Below are 15,827 nucleotides of genomic sequence, written 5' to 3' on the forward strand. Positions count from 1 at the left end.
GCCATTTCGGACCTCATGCGCCTGGCACGAAAGGAATTCCGTGCCCTACAGCATCGTCCCGACGTCCTCCGCTCCTTCTTCGAGCACGCTGGGCTCCATGTTTAGCGGACTCGTCGAGGCGGTTTAGTCGCTCTGCCCTGGATGCCGGCTTCTCACTTGCGACTTCTTCTCTCTTCCGTACGAGCACGCGCCGCTGTTCAAGCAGTGCCAAGCCCCACCTCAACCGCTCACGCGCTTTGAGAAGGTCCGTGAAGCGATTCTGCGTCGCCGAGACTTGAGGCGTGAGCCGCGACAGCTCTTGCTCCAATTGCGCGAGTCGATTTCTTGCGGCGGGGAAGGGGCCGGAGGCGACCGCATCGCGCTCCTCCTGCAGCGCTACTACGGTCTTCCCGAGGTCAACCTGCTGCCTTCTAACCTTGTCTGCCTCTGCCAAGGCTGCTGCGCGGACGTCCTCGATTTCCCTCAGCGGGTGCCCATGGCGCTGCGCAGGAGACTGCGCGCCGCACAGCGGGCAGTCCTTCTCTCCGTCGAGCGCAAGGACGAACCCTGCTTCCTCCAGTGACTCCAAGCGCTGGACGTCGGACACGTAGATGGCATCGAGTTGCTGAAAACGCGCCAAGCGCGTCTGGATGTCTGCGAGTCGCTGCTCGTGGGATGAGAGTTCCTGCACCAGGCTACGCTTTTGGGCCATGAGTGCCCGAACTGAGTCCTGGGCTACTTGCAACTCTGCTTGCAGGGACTCGAAGGGCGCAGTTAACTTCTCGCCCTGAGCCGCCAGTTCCTCTGCGTCGGGGAAGTGCGAGGCAAGCTCTGCATCCAGTGCCGCGATCATCTCGTCGAAGACCTCAACCTTGGCGGCCGTGGAGGCTGCCCTCAGCTTGGGGGCCGGAACCTGCGTGACGGCGCTGTCGTCGGCACCGGTGAGGAGAAGCCTGAAGGTGCTGCGCTCCACTGTCTTCCTGATGTGTTGCCCGCTGTGGACGGGTGACACCTCGTTCCACATCGAGGCTTCGTCGACGATGCAGTAGCGCGCTATGTCGCGGAAGCTCAGCGGCTTCTTCGCACCATTGGCGTCCGTGACGACCAGCTTGCGCTGGAGCCCGATGAGCTCGAGCAGGAACTGGGAGACATTGTTCGAGCTCTCGGCGTCGTTTGCGGCGGCGAGGCGTCGCGCCCCCCTGGGCACCTCTCCACCTTCGGAAAGGCCGCTGCTGACTTGGAGGGCTCCCCCCTTCAAGCCCCGGACAAGCGTCAGGTCACCCGAAGCCTGCGTGGAGAGGCCCAACCAGGCTCGGTCATACGCCCTGCGTTCCTCGATATCGGGCAGGCGTCCACCCGCGCCCAACATGAAGTCGATGGTCTTCACGGCAAACGACTTGCCGGTGTTGGACGCGCCCAGCAGCAGGTTGAGCCCAGGACCGAATCGGAGCGTGGCGGCGGACACTCCTGGCCCGGTGTAGACGAGATGACGGAGCATCAGTGGCGCTGTCATAGGCCTGCCTCGTCGGAATCCGACTCGCCTTGGAACTCAACGGCCCAGCGGCCAATCTTCTCGGAGATGTACCGCTCCATCGCGCTGTCATCCTTCTCTGCGAAATGGCCCATGAGCCACTTTGCACGCGTCTTCAGATTTTGGGAGTAGGGAGCGCGCATCAGTTCAATGAAGGCGGGCGCTGCATCACTGGCGCAATAGCGAATGCCGCTGGGGTCGAAGATGGCGTCCACGAGATGCAGCCGCTGCACGAGGTTCAGCCCGTCCTGAACGAGGTGCCTTCGCACCAGCAGCTCCCCCATTCGTGCCGGGACATCGGGGTGCAGGCTGGGTGGTCCGCCAATGTCCCCGGTATGCACCACGAGGTAGTCGAGCCAAGTCAGTTGGAGGAGGTCCAGGGGCCGAGGATGCGAGGCATCGAGGACGAATACTGTGCGGACCCCTGTCTCCAGGGCGCTGTTGAAGAGTCGTGGTCCCCTCGAACGAGGCCTGTCCTTTACTTGCCCCACTTGAGTCTCTCTGCATTGGCAAAATGGTGGCAGATGCCCTGCTTGACCGGAATGCGCGCATGCGGTGAAAGCAGCCCTGAGGGCTTCACGTTCGCCGCTTGAATCATCACCGCGCTGACTTGCGCGAGCGTGCTCGAATGAGGGCCCGCATGTACCTCAACGACCCCATGGAAAATGTCCTCTTCCAACTGCTCCAAGCTTTCGGGCGTCGAGTTGTCCCGGTAGAAGCGTTGGAAGGCATCGGCGTCAAAAAAGCGCTCCCGCTGAAGTTTCAGATGCACTCCATGCTTCGGGTGGTTGCTCACCGCTTCATGCCCAGGATAGGTGCACCCGTCGCATTCGCCATACGCATTGACGAGTTGTCGGATGTAGGGGACTTCCGCAGCTAGGACTGCCGTTGGTGCAGTCCCCTTGGGAGCGGGTCCAGGGTCTGCGCCAAAGTGCTTCACCAAAACTGGCTTGATGCACGCGTCTGCGAGCATCTTTTCAACGGAGACGCTGCTCACGTTGCTGAAGTCGTACTTTTCGATGAACGCCTTCAGGGCCGCGTTGAGAGGAATGTCCTCACCATCTGCAATGCTAGTCCTGCAGTGTTTGTCCCACCGGTCCAGCAGAGTCTTTTGAAGCTCGCTGGGCTTGTTGATGAGAAGCTGGAGTGGCCGGGTGACCCCCCGCGGTGCAACGAACATGTACCTACGCGGCGGGGTAAACTCGCCCAGGTATGCGTAATAGAGCAGCTTGCTGAGCTCTAGCAGCCCTGTGCCTAGGTCGACCGGCCCTGCGTACTGCTTGCACTGGTAGTTGTCCCAAAGACCTTCATGACGATTGGGCGCACAAAAGCCTACGACATCTCGGCCGCGGTCCCCCGGTCCTGAGAATCGCTCGACCTCGTGATAGCCACCCAGCTTGGCTTTGGCGTCCACCCAGTCGTAGACGAAGAGCTCGAGCGCATCGGAGGCCAGCTTCAGAATCTCGCGATCGTACCGAATCATTCGAGCATCGGACGATAGCTAAAATCGGGGATTCAGGTAGTTCCTCGTTGTCACCTCATGGGAGCGTAGTGAGGGTCGGCGCGTACCCCATGCGGACGCTTCTCGTTATCGTCGCGCCGCCACGTCTCGGTGAGGGAGCGCAAGATGTAGCGCTCCCTCAGCACTCTACGCAGGTCGAGAAGGCTGCACGCATCCGTCCTGGCGTCTGACTCTCCTGCTGCTCTGTCGGATGGGACACGGAGAGGACTATCCCCTGGGTTGTTCGGAGTGAACTGCCCCATTCTACGGGCGGGCCATGAGCCCTCTCCCCAAGAGTCCTCCTCGAACACGCTACCCGTCGGAGTTGACCGATCCGCAGTGGGAATTGGTCGAGCCCTTCGTGCGCGGCAACCCCGTCGGTCCGCAACCGGTGGTGCACTCGCGCCGGGAGGTGGTCAATCCGCTGCTCTACGTCTCGGTCAAGTCCCGACTCGTGTGTAGTTGGTTCGAAGGGGGTGCGGGGGAGGAAGGCTCCTTGGAGGCATCATTCAACGATGTCTGGGTTTGAAGTCAGCAGGGCCATGTCGAGGTAGCGGCGGTCATCCCAGATGCCAGTGACATCAAGGGCGACGGCGGTGATGAGGCGCAGGGCGCTGGCGCGGTCAGGGAAGGCCCCCACGGAGCGGATGCGGCGCTTCACTTCGCCATGGAGGCGTTCGAGGCCGTTGGTGCTGCGAAGCCGCTTCCAGTGGGCCTTTGGGAAAGAGAAGAAGCAGGTGGCTGCGGCAAAGCCGTCGCGCAGGCACTCCATGGCCTCGGGGACCTGGCGGCCCAGTCCGGCCTGGAGCGCCTCCAGGCGCTTCCTGGCGTCCTGGAGCGAGGGCGCCTCGAAGATGGCCGACGTGTCCTTGCCGAGCCGTCCACGTAGCCGCCAGGGGGCCTTGGCGAGGACGTTCCGGGTGAGGTGCACCGTGCAACGCTGGAGCTGGGCCTCGGGCAGCGACTGCCGGGCCGCGGCGGCCAGTCCCGCGTGTCCGTCGGCGATGACGAGCCGCACGCCCCTCAACCCTCGCTCGAGCAGTTGGCGAAGCAGCTCCAGCCAGGAATCCACCGACTCGCTGCCCCCCAGAGTCACCGCCAACAGGTGCCGGTGCCCATCCTCGCCCACGCCGTAGGCCACCAGGGCCGAGACGTTCTGCACCGTGCGCGCCCACCGGCGTCCAGGAAGGTGGCATCCAGGTACAGGTAGGGAAAGGCCTGGGTGAGGGGCTGGGTGCGCAGGCCCTCCACCTTCTCCTCGAGGGACTTCGTCACCCGGCTCACCGTCGAGCGCGAAACCTCCTCGCCCATGAGGGCCCTGGTCACCCGGCCCATCTTCCTCGTGGAGACGCCCTGCACGTACGCGCTGGTAATCGCCTCGTCGAGCTCTTCGCTGCGCCGCTTGTAGCGGCCCAGCACGGCCTCCGCGGAGCCGCTCGCCCTCGTCCGGGGCACCGCCACCTCCAGGTGCCCCATGGATGTCAGCAGGCCTCGCAGGTAGCTCCCATTGCGCTGGTCCTTGCGCCCCGCCACCTGCTGCCAGCGCCCGGCTCCCACCAGGCCCCGTATCTCCTCCTCCAGCAGCATCTCGAGCGTCATGCGGATGGCTCCCAGGAAGAGCGCGCGCACGTCGGTGCGCACCTCCTCGTGCGAGGGAGGAACAAAGTCTGTATCTTCCACGTCGGGGAACTCCTCGGCCTCCTCGCCAAAGGAGGACCGTCTCGGTTGGTTTCACCGAGGAGCTTCCCTCTTTCCCGCTCGTCCCTCCTCGCTGTTTACACACTTATAGGGACACGACCCGCCAGCGACGCAGCAACTCCAACCCGGTGAAGAGCAGGTGCGTGGTGCCGTCCGGCTGCGGGCGCTTCATCCGATAGGCGATGCGGCCGTCCTCCGCTCGTGACAGCCGCTCCAGCGCCAGCGCACCGCGCGCCCCGTAGCGGCATAGCCGTTCCAGTCCCTGCCTGTCGTTGGCATGCAGGTGCGTGTTGGCGTGCAGGGAGAAACCCTCCAGCAAGGCGCACCGCGGCTGCTTGTTGGGAGGGGGCCGGACGTCCACCTCCGTCCAGCGCAGCCGTTGCTGGAGGGAGTGCGCCTGGTACGCCTGCAGCGCGTCCTCAGGCCCTTGCGCGGGCAGGGCCCCTCTTTTCTCCAGCAAGTGCAGCACCCGGTGACGCACCACCCTCAGCAGCCGCTCCACCTCACCTTGCGTGGGCGGCGGCAACGCCTCGAAGCGCACGCCGCCCTCCCCCGGCACGAAGACGCCTTCCGGCACCAGCGCATGATAGTGAGGGGTTACTTGCAAGGCCGAGCCGAAAAATTGAAGAAAAGAGACGGCCCCGGTCTGTTCACCGCGCACGCCCTGCCGCCGTGCCCTGCGACGTTGCAGGGCAAACACCGCTCGCAGGAAAAGGGTGAGGACGTCCGAGAGCAGCCCCTTGCCTGCCGCCTGGATGGGCCGCTTGGGCCGGCATGTGCCCCGAGGGGCGGCACAGCCTCTGCTCCGGCACGGCGCACAGCCCGCGTGTCACCCTCCAGCGGCCCTTCTTGGCCCCTCTTCACCTGCTCGCCGCCCTCAACAGGGCTCCTATCCGTCCTATACTTACAGGCGAACCGGGAGACCCTGGAGGGTGCGTTCCGCACGCCGTCGCTGCGCAACCTGACGCTGACGGCGCCATACATGCACACCGGCGCGCAGGCCACGCTGGAAGAGGTCATCGACTTCTACAACCAGGGTGGCGGCGCGCCCGGCACCTTCGTGGGCAAGAAGACGGAGACCATGGTGCCGCTGGACCTCACGAACGAGTAGAAGCGCGCGCTGGTGACGCTGCTCCAGTCCATGACGGGCGCGACGCACCACTGAACGCGGCTTGAGGCAGCGGCCCGGGGCGCGGTGGCACCGGCCCGCCTCCGCGTCCGCCCGCTGGCGGCAGGCCCGGCGGAGGGTGTTCGTCCACCGGGTCACGATGGACACGCGCCATCACGGGGTGCCTGTCCGGAGGCGCGCGGCGACGTGGTCAGGGACGGCGCCTCCGGCGGGTCTCTGTGCGCCGGGACACCCACCGGGCCCGGCATTGTCGCCAGGCACGGACTCGGACCAAGCTGCACGCGCCGAGTCCCGCCGCAACGGTTTGGCGTGTCCTCCCAAAGGTCTCTCATGAACCCCAGACATCCCCACGCCCGCTGGGCCCTCCCACTGCTCTGCGCGACACTGGGAACCACCGCTTGCGACAGCTCCCGGTCCGAGCCGATGCCCCCACATCACCCCGACGAGCAGCCACCCGCGGTGCGCGTCACTGCGCGGACGGAAGGCCCGGCGTACTGCCGGGAGGGGACGTGGACGCTCTCGGTCTCCGTCGAAGGCGGCACTCCGGAGCGAGTCCAACTCATCACGAACGACGAGGTCCCCACGCGGCTGGAGGCTCCATACCAGCACGTCGTCGACTGCGCCACGCATGCCGAGGGACGCTTCGCGTTCAAGGCTCGTGTTTGGGTTGACGGTAAGCACGTCGGCGCCGAAGCGGTGGCCGTCACGGTGGACCGCACGCCGCCCACCATCGTCTCCGTGAGACCTGGCCACAGCTATCCGTCCGTGGCGTCACCGATTGCGTTCGTCTTCTCGGAGCCGCTGCTACCGGAATCCCTCTCGTCCGCGCCGACCGAGCTGCAAAACTGGAACAACAGCCCGGTCCCGCTCGCACATCGAGCGGTTCTCCGTGAAGGCGGAACCGTCCTCGAATTGGTGCCAGCGTCGCCACTCCAGGTGCCCGTCAGACTGGGCGCGACGCTGCTCCAGCGGAACCTGACCGACCTGGCCGGCAACCTGCTCGACCCGAGGCTGACGGACAGCGAACTGATGTACTCCGCCCACTACCTGCCTTTTCGCCGCGTCGCGGAGCCCTTGTTCCCGGAGTACGGCGGTCCATTCGTCATGTCATTCGCACTTGCCAGTGACGCGACTGGCCCAGTGCCAGTCATCGCCTTCAACGATTTCGGCCTGCATCTTGAACAAGAACCCCATATCGCCCGGTGGGATGGACATGCATGGCAACGGCTCCCCCCATTTCGAGCGGAGAATGAGCGCTCCGCGAACATCCTTGCGTATCAATTGGAGGCCCGGGACGGCGTGCTTGTCTTCCAATGGCAAGAGCGGAATGCCGCAACCGGGGCGACGTTGCTCCAGTTTGCGCGCTACACCGGGACGGCCTGGGAACGCCTTCCGGTCCTCCATATCGGCCCATCCGAGTACCAATTCGTCACGATGACGTTGGCGCCGCAGGGAAGACCTGTCGTCGCCGTACGACGGGAGCTCGGCGGGCTCGAAACCGAGGTTCGCGTCATCCGCTGGACGGGGACGGAGTGGAAGCCACTCGGTGCGCCCCTCGACGCGAATCCAGCGCCGCAGACTCCCGCGATGCGAGTGGCCCTCGCCGCGGATGACACGCGCGTGGTCGTAGCCTGGGAGGAGGCGACCCACAACTTCGACCCTCCCCACAGCTACATCCACGTCAGGACGTTCGAGAACGGAATCCAGGGTCCCGCAGGCGTGCCCATTCCCGTCAGGACGAACACCTCCGTGGACAGCATCGCCCTTGCGATTCAGCCAGACCACCGCGCCCTCATCGCATGGATGGAGAACGGCGCCATCTGGCACTCCGAGTACGGCAACATCTACAGCGCCGAGGCCCTCCGCTTCTCATCCGCGGCACTGGACTCAGCGCAACCCAACTGGGTCCCGCCCGAAGACATCAACCTCGGGCACAGCATCGGCAGGTATGCGTCGCTCCGGCTCGTGGTCGGCAACGACCTCGAGCCCTGGCTTGTCTGGAACGAGCACGGCCCATACGGCTACTACACCCAGGCCTACTTCAGCAGGCGCCGGCCCACGGGCTGGGAGCCCAAGCAAGTCATTGGGTGGGAGTTCTTGCATGGGTTCCATCTCGACGAAGACGGAACGCCCTGGGCTTTGTCGGGCGACGCCGTGCTGCGCCCACAGTGAGGCCACGAGCGGCGCCTTCACGGTGCCGCTCGCCACGCCTTACGGGCCCCGCTCTCAGCGAACCAGGTGGAAGTCCGTCTGACGCTTCCAGGCCCAGTGCACGCGGCCCTCGGCGTCGATGGTGACGTCCTCTTCCTGCGCGGAGCGCAGCAGCTGGCCGTTCCACTCCGGCACTGGGGACGTGGCCTGGAGCTCGACGGAGTACCACTGGTTCGCGATCACCTGGTGGTCGCCATTGCCGGGCACACCCTCCTGCGGGTCCCACAGGCCCACCATGGGGCCGGCGCCGTGGCCGTGCAGACCAATGGGGTGCGAGTACACGGTGCCGTTGATGCCCTCTGCGCGCATCCGCTCCCGCGAGACGCGCAGGATGTCATTGCCCGAGCGCCCCGGACGCAGCTCCTCGAACACGATGTCCTGCAGCCGGTTGGACGCCTTCAGTGCGGCCTTCAGCCGTTCGGGCACGTCCGTCTCACCCTCGGGCAGCACATAGCCCATGTGCTGGGTGTCGGTGTTGAGCCCCAGCGCGGTGACGCCGTAGTCGCAGTGCAGCACGTCGCCGCGCTGGATGACCGGGTTCTCGCCCAGCCCCTTGTCGTCGGCGCCCTGCCGCTGCACGTCCACCGACGGCTGGAACCATGTCTCCAGGCCCAGGTCCGCCAGGCGCTGCCGCATCCACCACTCCGCGTCACGGGTGGTGGTGACGCCCGGGGTGATGACCTGGTTGGAGAAGGCCGTCTCGATGATGTTCCACGCGATCTTCGTCTGCTCCTCGTAAAAGCGGGCCTCGTCCGCCGAACGCCAGGCTCCCTCAAGCGGGGGCGGAGCCGGGGCTGGAGGAGGAGAGCCCGGCCCAGGCTGCGACGGTGGAGTCGACGATGGAGCGCACGCCGCGATTGGATTGGGCGGGACTGCTGCGCCGGACGTTCGCGCTGGATGTCTTCGCCTGCTCTCGGTGTGGAGGCCGCAGGAGGGTGCTGGCATACCTGACGGCCCCCAGTGGGGGGCGCGCCATTCTGGAGCGCCTGGCATTGCCCTCGCGGCCTGCGAAGCTGGCCCCGGCACAGGGTCCACCCCAGAGCGCGTGGTGTTGAGCCCAAGCTCCCACAGTGACCTGGAAGCCCACGCCCCTGCGGCCTGCCGCCTGGATGGGCCGCTTGGGCCGGCATGTGCCCCGAGGGGCGGCACAGCCTCTGCTCCGGCACGGCGCACAGCCCGCGTGTCACCCTCCAGCGGCCCTTCTTGGCCCCTCTTCACCAGCCCGCCGGCCTCAGCAGGGCTCCTATCCGTCCTATCCTTTCGTGGAGGTCGCACCGCGCTGCTGACCGGTGTGCGCCGGGGAGCTGGCGCCCGCGGGCTGTGCGTCGCCTTACCAGGGGCGGGCCTGGCCCGGAAGGCCACGCTCCCACTCCTCCTGCGAGTACCACTGCACCGCGCCCAGTTCACCTGCGCCCTTCAGCCACTCCGCGATGATCTCAGACACCGTGATATTCCCTGCATGTTGGAGGAGCCACCGGCCTGGTACGTCGCCGATGGGGTTGGCCGTCACTTCGTGGAACCCATTCTCGGTCCAGGAGAACGAAAAGGAGGCGCTGGAGGCGCTCCTCTTGATGTGAGTGGTTCGATAGTTGGGTTGTTGGCCCGTCAGCCAAAGACGGAAGCGCTCAAGCACAGCCGCTGACTCCCAAGCGCGAGTATCGAAACGCTGTGCTTCGACGGAGACGTGGTTCCGCCAGACAGGGCGGCTCCCTGCGGGCAGAGGCGCATCGCACTGGTCGCCTTCCCCCGCTTCAGCGAGTCGGCGCAGGATGACGGGGTGGGTCCCCCGTACCGAACGCATCCGAACTCCTGGCAGCGAACGACCATGAGCGCGCGGTCGACCTCTTCGGTGGTGATGGGCTGTCTCTGGACGTAGCAGTCGCCGCCAAGTCGTTCGGTCGCGAACGCGAACGTCTCTGGCGCAATGTGTGTGGGAACGCCGCACGCGGCGCAGCACTGGTCCACGACATAGAAGTCGCCAGGCACGTTCATGGGATGGGGCTCGTGCTGCTTCGACATGCGGTTCTCCTCGAGAGCGAGCCTACCTGGGAGCCGGGCTCAGGCGCTGTGCGATTCACGGAGAGACAAGGCTCTCGTTCCTTCACGATTCGTCTACACTCGCCGCGAATCCATCCTTTCACGGAGATGTCACGATGTTCAGCGCCTTCTCGCGCACCCTGCGAACGTTCACTGCAACCACCGCGCTCCTGGCCCTCACTGGCTGCGGTGAAGATACGCAGGACCCGCTTCCGGGTCCTCCCGAGGAACTCGCCTGCGATTCACAGACCTATGCGGAGGCCGTCCGCAACGCGGCCGAACCCACGGTGGCGGACATCTCCACGGAGCTGTGGGCCATCAGCCCGTCGAATCCGCGGCTCATCTGGAACGAGTCCCGGACGGCCGTGCGCATGGCCATCTGGACCACGTTCGCTGGCTACACGCTGGGCGAGAACACGCTCTCCCGTGAGGTCTGGGTCACACCCGCGCCTCAGCTCCAGACGTTCTGCAAGACGGTACCCGAAGAGAAGCTCGTGGGTCGCCTCAACCAGTACCTGGGATTGCCCCCGGCCACGGAGAAGGACAACGATCGCTACGTCGTCGAGCTGTGGGTCCGGCCCGAGAACCTGTTCCGGCCCTGCCCGGACGCGGAGATTGACGACGCCTCGTGCGGTCTTCAGTTCCCTGCCTCCGCCACCTCCGAGCACTGGAATTGGATCAACGCCTACTACGCCTCCAGCTATGGGTTCTGGCAGAGCACGCACTACCCCTGGACCGGGTTGGGCTACACGTATGATTGGTGCAACGCCGACACGCGTGTGGGTGCCAGTGAGTACGTGGTTCGCGCTGACTCCATCGTCGAAGTGACGGGCAAGTTCGAGCGCGCCATCTACTGCGCGCCGTAGCGAACCGCACCGGACCCCAGGCACGCGGGCCACCTCGTCAGTGAGGGCCCGCGTGTCTGGTCGCGGAAACGGGGCCCGACTGGTCTCTTTCTCCGAGCCATGAATCAGGCCCTCAACTGGCCAGGTCCTGGGACTCGACTGGGGGACGCTTGGGCTCGCCGAAGGACATCAGCCGACGGTGGAGCGGCGCGAGCAGCCCGAGGAAGATCACCAGCACGCCGGTGATCTGCAGGAGCGGCTCGATGGAGACCACTTCTGCCAGGGGGCCGAAGAGCAGCATGGATAGCGGCATCAGCGCGGTGGAGAGCATGGTCATCACGCTGAAGACTCGGCCCAGGTAAGCCGGCTCCACGCGCTCCTGGAGCATCACCGTGGCGGGCGTGTTGTAGAGCGGCAGTGCCACGCCGAAGATCCCCATGGCCGCCAGGTACACCCCCAAGTGGGGCACCACGCCGAGGGCCACGGTGCACGCGCCCATGATGAGGTTGGACACGACCATCGTCCGCATGCGGCTGTCGAAACCGCCCCACGCCGCGACATGGGGCCGCCCATCGCCTGGTTCAAGGACCCTTCGGGCAACGTGCTGTCCGTGCTCCAGGTGAAGTAGACGGCGAGACACATCACCTGCAGGCAAGGAGGGCGCAAGAGCCCCCTCCTTGCGGAAGCATCGTGTTACTGGATGCAGTACGGCGCGCTTGTGGTCACCGGGAAGGAGGAGAGCGCGCCATCCGGAACCACGGCGTGAGGGGCTGACGTGGTGGCGTACCTCCTCATGAGGCCGGCGGAATACCCGAGGTAATACGAGGTGCTGCTCGAACGCTCGCGCAGAATCGCTCCGCAGTACGGCTCGCTTTGGCTGTGGCTGGCCAGTGTGCCCAGCGGAACCGTCTTCACGTTGGACTCACCACCGTAGTAGGCGAGGTCCGACGCGTTGGTGATGGGAATCTTCAGCCCCGTGGTCCAGATGTAGATTTGGGTCCCCGTGCGCTCGCGCAACAGCACCTGCTGGATGCTGTAGTCCTGGAAGGGCGCCTCCCAGTGGCTCGGGATTTCGTTGATGGTCTTCCAGTCATCCCAGAAGTCCAGCTCCGTGGGGTTGGGAATCCACCAGGGCATGCCTCCCACGAAGACGTAGATTGCGATCTGCCCCTTCTCGCGAGCCAGCGTGCCGTCCCGGGGAATCTGGGTGATGGCATCAATGGAGGACTGGGACATCACCACCAGGTTGGCGCTGGAATACAGGCTCCACTGCGTGGAGGGGATGAAGAACCTCGCGCCGCCCGCCACCAGGTAGCGGCTGGTGTTGTCGGCGCTGAGGAGCACAGTGCCGTCCAGCACCGTGGCGTAGCTCGCCAGGGCCTGGGCGCCAAAGAGGCAGAACATCATGGCGAGCACGCGAGGAATCGCTGCCAGGGAAGAGAGAACGCGCACGGATCTTCTCCAAGGATGGGGTGGGGACTGCGAAAGCCACCCTACGGAGACGGCGTGATGGAAGCGTGACGCGGGCCGGTCAGGGGAGGATGAAGTCGCGCGGCTTCAAGGGCTCGAGCTGCGGTTCACCCAGCGCCTCCGCGAGACCAAAGGGCAGCAGCAGGCAGAACAGGTAGGCGGTGCGGTGCAGCAGCACCGTGTACGTGAAGGGCAGGGGCGTGAAGCGGATGCGCTCACACGCGGCGAGCACGTTCATCATGCCGTGGACGCGCGTTCGCAGCTCGCTCCAGGTGATTTCAGGCGGAGCTCTAGGGCTGATGGTCCTGTTGCAGAGGGGGCAGGTGCCAATCTGGCGTAGCAAGAGCGGCTGAAGCGCGCGCCGCACCATCGGTAGCGTCCAGTGCACTCGGCTCCGGGGGGAAAAGCGCCCGACGGAGCGCGAGGAATCCGTGGGCGACGGCACAGAGGGTGACGTGGTGGTGGAAGCCACGCCACGTGCGTCCTTCGAAGTGGTCGAGACCGACCTCCGCCTTCAACTCCTGATGCCCGAGGGCGATGTCCCCCTTCGTCTCGAGGTACGAGGGGAGCATTACCCCCGGCTTGAGATTGTCTATTGATGGGTAGGAGTGCCGCGTCGTGACGAGCTTCAACCTCACGTGAGACGTCCATTGGCGACGCCACGTCCGGCGGAAACCACACCGCCGGATTCGTCGGGTTGACGGCTGCGCATGACGTTCGCGCCTGCACCCGCTGGGTGCCTCACTGCACAGCGATGGATGATGGCGCGCACCCTGCCCGCCAAACCGAGCGGCGGTCAGTCAGGCGCGGAGGGCCCGCGATCTTTTTTCCGACCGACCGATGATTTTCGGTGGCCATGGCGGTCCAACCCTCAAAACCGCTTCACGGAGGCCCCTATGACCACGACGCCCCACACCGAACTCCAGCACGCCGCCCCAGCCACTCGCCTGCAGTCGGGCACGCAGTCCTCCTCGAAGAAGGCCCTGTGGACAGGACGCGTCCTGAGCGGCATCGCCGTCCTCTTCTTGCTGTTCGATGCCACCGGGAAATTGCTCCAGATTCCCGAGGCCCAGCAGGGCACGGTGGAGCTCGGCTACCCCGTGAGCGTGCTCTTCGGCTTGGGAATCGTTCAGCTGGCGTGCCTGGCGGTGTACCTCACTCCCCGGCTCTCGGTGCTGGGGGCCATCCTGTGGACGGGCTATCTCGGAGGCGCGGTCGCCACCCACGTCCGGGTCGGCAATCCGCTCTTCTCCCACATCCTCTTCCCCGTCTACATCGCGACGCTGCTCTGGCTGGGGCTCTGGCTGCGCGATGCGCGGCTCCGCGCCGTCCTGCCGAGCCGGGCCACGTCGCCAAAGTCTTCAGGCCGCCCTGGCGCGGAACCGTAGCCCGCTCTTCTCGCCAGGAGCCAGGCTGTGCAGGGTTCCGAAAGAAGAGCGGACCCTGGGCTCGCATCGTCTGGCGAGCTGGGAACAAACTCAGGGAGTCCAAAGAAGCCCCAACAGGGGGGCCGAAACTCGGGGTGAGCCGTTGAGCGCCGTGCATTGTACTACGGCCACTCCATACAATTGGTGCCTTGCTGCACAGCGATTTGCGATGCCGTGCTGAGTTCCGCCCGAGAGGCGAGCCTCTGTCCGATGTCCGGCACGGTCCGGCCACCGGTTGAAGCGCGGACTTTCCACTCGACTCAAGGCACGCGATGTTCATTTCCGTTCTATCCCCCCAGGAGCGAGTCGCATGCGAACCCTGTCAATGCCCCTCATCGTCGCCGCCCTCCTATCTGGCTGCAGCCAGACCCCTGACCCCACGCCAACGCCCCAAGACTCGGGCGTCCCGCAGCTGGACTCGGGCCTCCCACCGGAAGACTCAGGCGTCCCGCCAGATGACGCGGGCGTCCCGTCAGATGACGCGGGTGTTCCGCCGGACGACGCGGGTGTTCCGCCAGAAGATCCGCTTCCCACCGGCCCCCCGGTCCCGCAGGGCCCGCCCAACGTGCCCGAGTTCGATCCGGCCTTCCCCGGGCAAACACGTGTCCCAGCCATCCAGACGCAGACGCCCATCCAGGTCACCGAGATTGCCTCGGGCTTCAGGAACCCCTGGGCCATCGCCTTCCTGCCCGACCAGCGCATGCTGGTGACGGAGAAGCCCACCGGCTCGCTCTACATCGTCACGCCGCAGGGCGCGAAGTCTCCCGCCGTCGTGGGGCTGCCCAACGTGGATGGCCGTGGACAGGGGGGCCTGCTCGACGTGGAGGTCGGCCCCGACTACGCGCAGAGCCAGCTCATCTACTGGACCTATTCCGAGCCACGCCAGGGCGGCAACGGGCTCGCGGTGGCGCGTGCGAAGCTCGTGGACGGTGCGCAGCCTCGCGTGGAGGACGTCCAGGTCATCTTCCGCATGATGCCCACGCTCGAGTCGACGCTGCACTCGGGGGGACGGCTGGTGTTCACCCCCGACGGCAAGCTGTTCGTCACGCTCGGGGAGCGCTCCATCCTCGCGGGCCGGGTGCAGGCTCGGGACGTGAACAGCCACTTCGGCAAGGTGGTCCGCATCAATCCCGACGGCTCCGTGCCCCAGGACAACCCCTACGTGAACACCGAGGGGGCGAAGCCGGAAATCTGGTCGGTGGGCCACCGCAACGTCCTGTCGGCGGCGCTCGACAGCCAGCACCGGCTGTGGACGGTCGAAATGGGACCGCGCGGGGGTGACGAGCTCAACCGCCCCGAGGCCGGCAAGGACTACGGCTGGCCCACCATCGGGTATGGCGAGGAGTACTCCGGCGCGCCCATCCACGACAGCCCCCGGGGCCCAGGCATGGAGCAGCCCGTGTACTACTGGGACCCGGTCATTTCGCCCTCGGGAATGACCATCTACTCGGGGAACCTGTTCCCCGAGTGGCGGAACAACGTCTTCATCGGAGGCCTGTCCAGCCAGGCGCTGATACGGCTCATGATGCGGAATGACCGCGTGGTGGGCGAGGAGCATCTCCTCAAGGACCTGGGCGCGCGCATCCGCGAGGTGGTGCAGGGCCCCGACGGAGCCCTCTACCTGCTCACCGACGCCACCAACGGAAAGCTGCTCAAGGTCACGCCGCGCTGAAGTCACCGCCGGCCCCGGCATGCTCCACGCTCCCCGAGCGACTCGGTCCTCGGGGGGCGCGGAGATGCGGCTCCAGCCCTCCCCCTCTCACAACACAGCCCCTCTCCGTCCAATCCGCCCGCCTTTCGGAACCGCCCCAGCCCCCGGGGTGTCTGGGGCCCGCGTCGAGCCCACAACCCCGGAGAATCCATGACGATGAGACTCGCCGTCGGCGCCCTGCTGTTGCTCTGGGGGTGCGCGACGCCTCCCGCCGCCACGCAGCGCACTCTTCCCGCGAAGGCAGGGCCCGTCTTCCTGGAGAATGATTGGGAGGGAGCGCTCCGGGCG

General features: G+C 66.0%; 13 protein-coding genes and 3 pseudogenes. 5 read left to right on the top strand and 11 right to left on the bottom strand.

Features of this window, described 5'->3' with window-relative positions; translation table 11 throughout:
• Window positions 1-13: 13 nt before the first annotated feature.
• The 5 genes and pseudogenes from F8M74_RS35655 to F8M74_RS35675 all read right to left on the bottom strand — a co-directional run bounded on the left by F8M74_RS35655 (window position 14) and on the right by F8M74_RS35675 (window position 5,316).
• Window positions 14-1,492, bottom strand: coding sequence for a hypothetical protein (locus F8M74_RS35655; protein WP_141258312.1), 1,479 nt, complete (start codon window positions 1,490-1,492; stop codon window positions 14-16).
• Entirely contained in the window at window positions 1,489-2,001 is a 513-nt protein-coding gene (locus F8M74_RS38735) for an ABC-three component system middle component 2 (protein ID WP_306441956.1), read from the bottom strand. Before F8M74_RS38735 ends, F8M74_RS35655 begins: the two co-directional genes overlap by 4 nt.
• Window positions 1,989-2,993, bottom strand: a complete 1,005-nt coding sequence (locus F8M74_RS35665) for an ABC-three component system protein (RefSeq protein WP_141258314.1) — start codon at window positions 2,991-2,993, stop codon at window positions 1,989-1,991. The genes F8M74_RS38735 and F8M74_RS35665 overlap by 13 nt, the downstream gene beginning before the upstream one ends.
• Window positions 2,994-3,516: 523 nt before the next feature.
• Window positions 3,517-4,691 (bottom strand): annotated as a pseudogene (locus F8M74_RS35670) (IS256 family transposase).
• Between the two features lie 103 nt (window positions 4,692-4,794).
• Entirely contained in the window at window positions 4,795-5,316 is a 522-nt protein-coding gene (locus F8M74_RS35675; RefSeq protein ID WP_162295124.1) for a transposase, read from the bottom strand.
• Window positions 5,317-5,691: 375 nt separating this feature from the next.
• Here F8M74_RS35675 and F8M74_RS38490 point away from each other — a divergent pair, with 375 nt between their 5' ends.
• Together F8M74_RS38490 and F8M74_RS35685 are read left to right on the top strand one after the other, a co-directional pair.
• Window positions 5,692-5,820 carry a hypothetical protein gene (locus F8M74_RS38490; RefSeq protein WP_255470981.1) on the top strand — a complete coding sequence of 43 codons (129 nt, stop codon included), beginning with the start codon at window positions 5,692-5,694 and terminating at the stop codon, window positions 5,818-5,820.
• 726 nt (window positions 5,821-6,546) lie between these two features.
• Window positions 6,547-8,010 (top strand): Ig-like domain-containing protein, encoded by a 1,464-nt coding sequence (locus F8M74_RS35685; RefSeq protein WP_228565860.1) that lies wholly within the window; start codon window positions 6,547-6,549, stop codon window positions 8,008-8,010.
• Window positions 8,011-8,064: 54 nt separating this feature from the next.
• Here F8M74_RS35685 and F8M74_RS35690 read toward each other — a convergent pair whose 3' ends face one another.
• Complete coding sequence (locus tag F8M74_RS35690; protein ID WP_306441957.1) at window positions 8,065-9,042, bottom strand: M24 family metallopeptidase; 978 nt, start codon at window positions 9,040-9,042, stop codon at window positions 8,065-8,067.
• A 612-nt stretch (window positions 9,043-9,654) separates the two neighbouring features.
• The gene (locus F8M74_RS38290) at window positions 9,655-10,068 is read right to left on the bottom strand and encodes a ferredoxin (protein ID WP_228560819.1); all 414 of its coding nucleotides are present in this window, start codon (window positions 10,066-10,068) and stop codon (window positions 9,655-9,657) included.
• A 134-nt stretch (window positions 10,069-10,202) separates the two neighbouring features.
• Between F8M74_RS38290 and F8M74_RS35705 the strand changes: the two genes are divergently transcribed.
• Window positions 10,203-10,952: a hypothetical protein gene (locus F8M74_RS35705; RefSeq protein ID WP_141258321.1), complete on the top strand. Its 750-nt coding sequence runs from the start codon at window positions 10,203-10,205 to the stop codon at window positions 10,950-10,952.
• A gap of 112 nt (window positions 10,953-11,064) precedes the next feature.
• Here the strand turns inward: F8M74_RS35705 and F8M74_RS35710 are convergent, their stop codons facing one another.
• From F8M74_RS35710 to F8M74_RS38295, 4 genes and pseudogenes are all read right to left on the bottom strand, one after another.
• A complete protein-coding gene (locus tag F8M74_RS35710; RefSeq protein ID WP_228560821.1) occupies window positions 11,065-11,460 on the bottom strand; it encodes an MFS transporter in 396 nt (131 codons plus the stop codon).
• 164 nt (window positions 11,461-11,624) lie between these two features.
• Window positions 11,625-12,383 (bottom strand): hypothetical protein, encoded by a 759-nt coding sequence (locus tag F8M74_RS35715; RefSeq protein ID WP_141258324.1) that lies wholly within the window; start codon window positions 12,381-12,383, stop codon window positions 11,625-11,627.
• Window positions 12,384-12,462: 79 nt separating this feature from the next.
• Window positions 12,463-12,681: pseudogene (locus tag F8M74_RS38495) on the bottom strand (bestrophin family ion channel); the annotation flags it as partial.
• Between the two features lie 10 nt (window positions 12,682-12,691).
• A pseudogene (locus F8M74_RS38295) lies at window positions 12,692-12,928 on the bottom strand (IS701 family transposase); the annotation flags it as partial.
• 369 nt (window positions 12,929-13,297) lie between these two features.
• Between F8M74_RS38295 and F8M74_RS35730 the strand changes: the two are divergent.
• Window positions 13,298-13,789 carry a DoxX family protein gene (locus tag F8M74_RS35730; protein WP_141258326.1) on the top strand — a complete coding sequence of 164 codons (492 nt, stop codon included), beginning with the start codon at window positions 13,298-13,300 and terminating at the stop codon, window positions 13,787-13,789.
• A gap of 349 nt (window positions 13,790-14,138) precedes the next feature.
• The gene (locus F8M74_RS35735) at window positions 14,139-15,500 is read left to right on the top strand and encodes a PQQ-dependent sugar dehydrogenase (protein ID WP_141258327.1); all 1,362 of its coding nucleotides are present in this window, start codon (window positions 14,139-14,141) and stop codon (window positions 15,498-15,500) included.
• Window positions 15,501-15,827: the final 327 nt, after the last annotated feature.

Source organism: Myxococcus sp. CA023 (assembly GCF_010998615.1).
In the GTDB taxonomy this organism is placed as follows: domain Bacteria; phylum Myxococcota; class Myxococcia; order Myxococcales; family Myxococcaceae; genus Myxococcus.

Coding starts and splice junctions, on each gene's coding strand:
- F8M74_RS35710 (WP_228560821.1), bottom strand. CDS start 11,460: ATGCGGACGATGGTCGTGTCCAACCTCATCATGGGCGCGTGCACCGTG.
- F8M74_RS35665 (WP_141258314.1), bottom strand. CDS start 2,993: ATGATTCGGTACGATCGCGAGATTCTGAAGCTGGCCTCCGATGCGCTC.
- F8M74_RS35735 (WP_141258327.1), top strand. CDS start 14,139: ATGCGAACCCTGTCAATGCCCCTCATCGTCGCCGCCCTCCTATCTGGC.
- F8M74_RS35655 (WP_141258312.1), bottom strand. CDS start 1,492: ATGACAGCGCCACTGATGCTCCGTCATCTCGTCTACACCGGGCCAGGA.
- F8M74_RS35705 (WP_141258321.1), top strand. CDS start 10,203: ATGTTCAGCGCCTTCTCGCGCACCCTGCGAACGTTCACTGCAACCACC.
- F8M74_RS35730 (WP_141258326.1), top strand. CDS start 13,298: ATGACCACGACGCCCCACACCGAACTCCAGCACGCCGCCCCAGCCACT.
- F8M74_RS38490 (WP_255470981.1), top strand. CDS start 5,692: ATGCACACCGGCGCGCAGGCCACGCTGGAAGAGGTCATCGACTTCTAC.
- F8M74_RS35690 (WP_306441957.1), bottom strand. CDS start 9,042: ATGCCAGGCGCTCCAGAATGGCGCGCCCCCCACTGGGGGCCGTCAGGT.
- F8M74_RS38290 (WP_228560819.1), bottom strand. CDS start 10,068: ATGTCGAAGCAGCACGAGCCCCATCCCATGAACGTGCCTGGCGACTTC.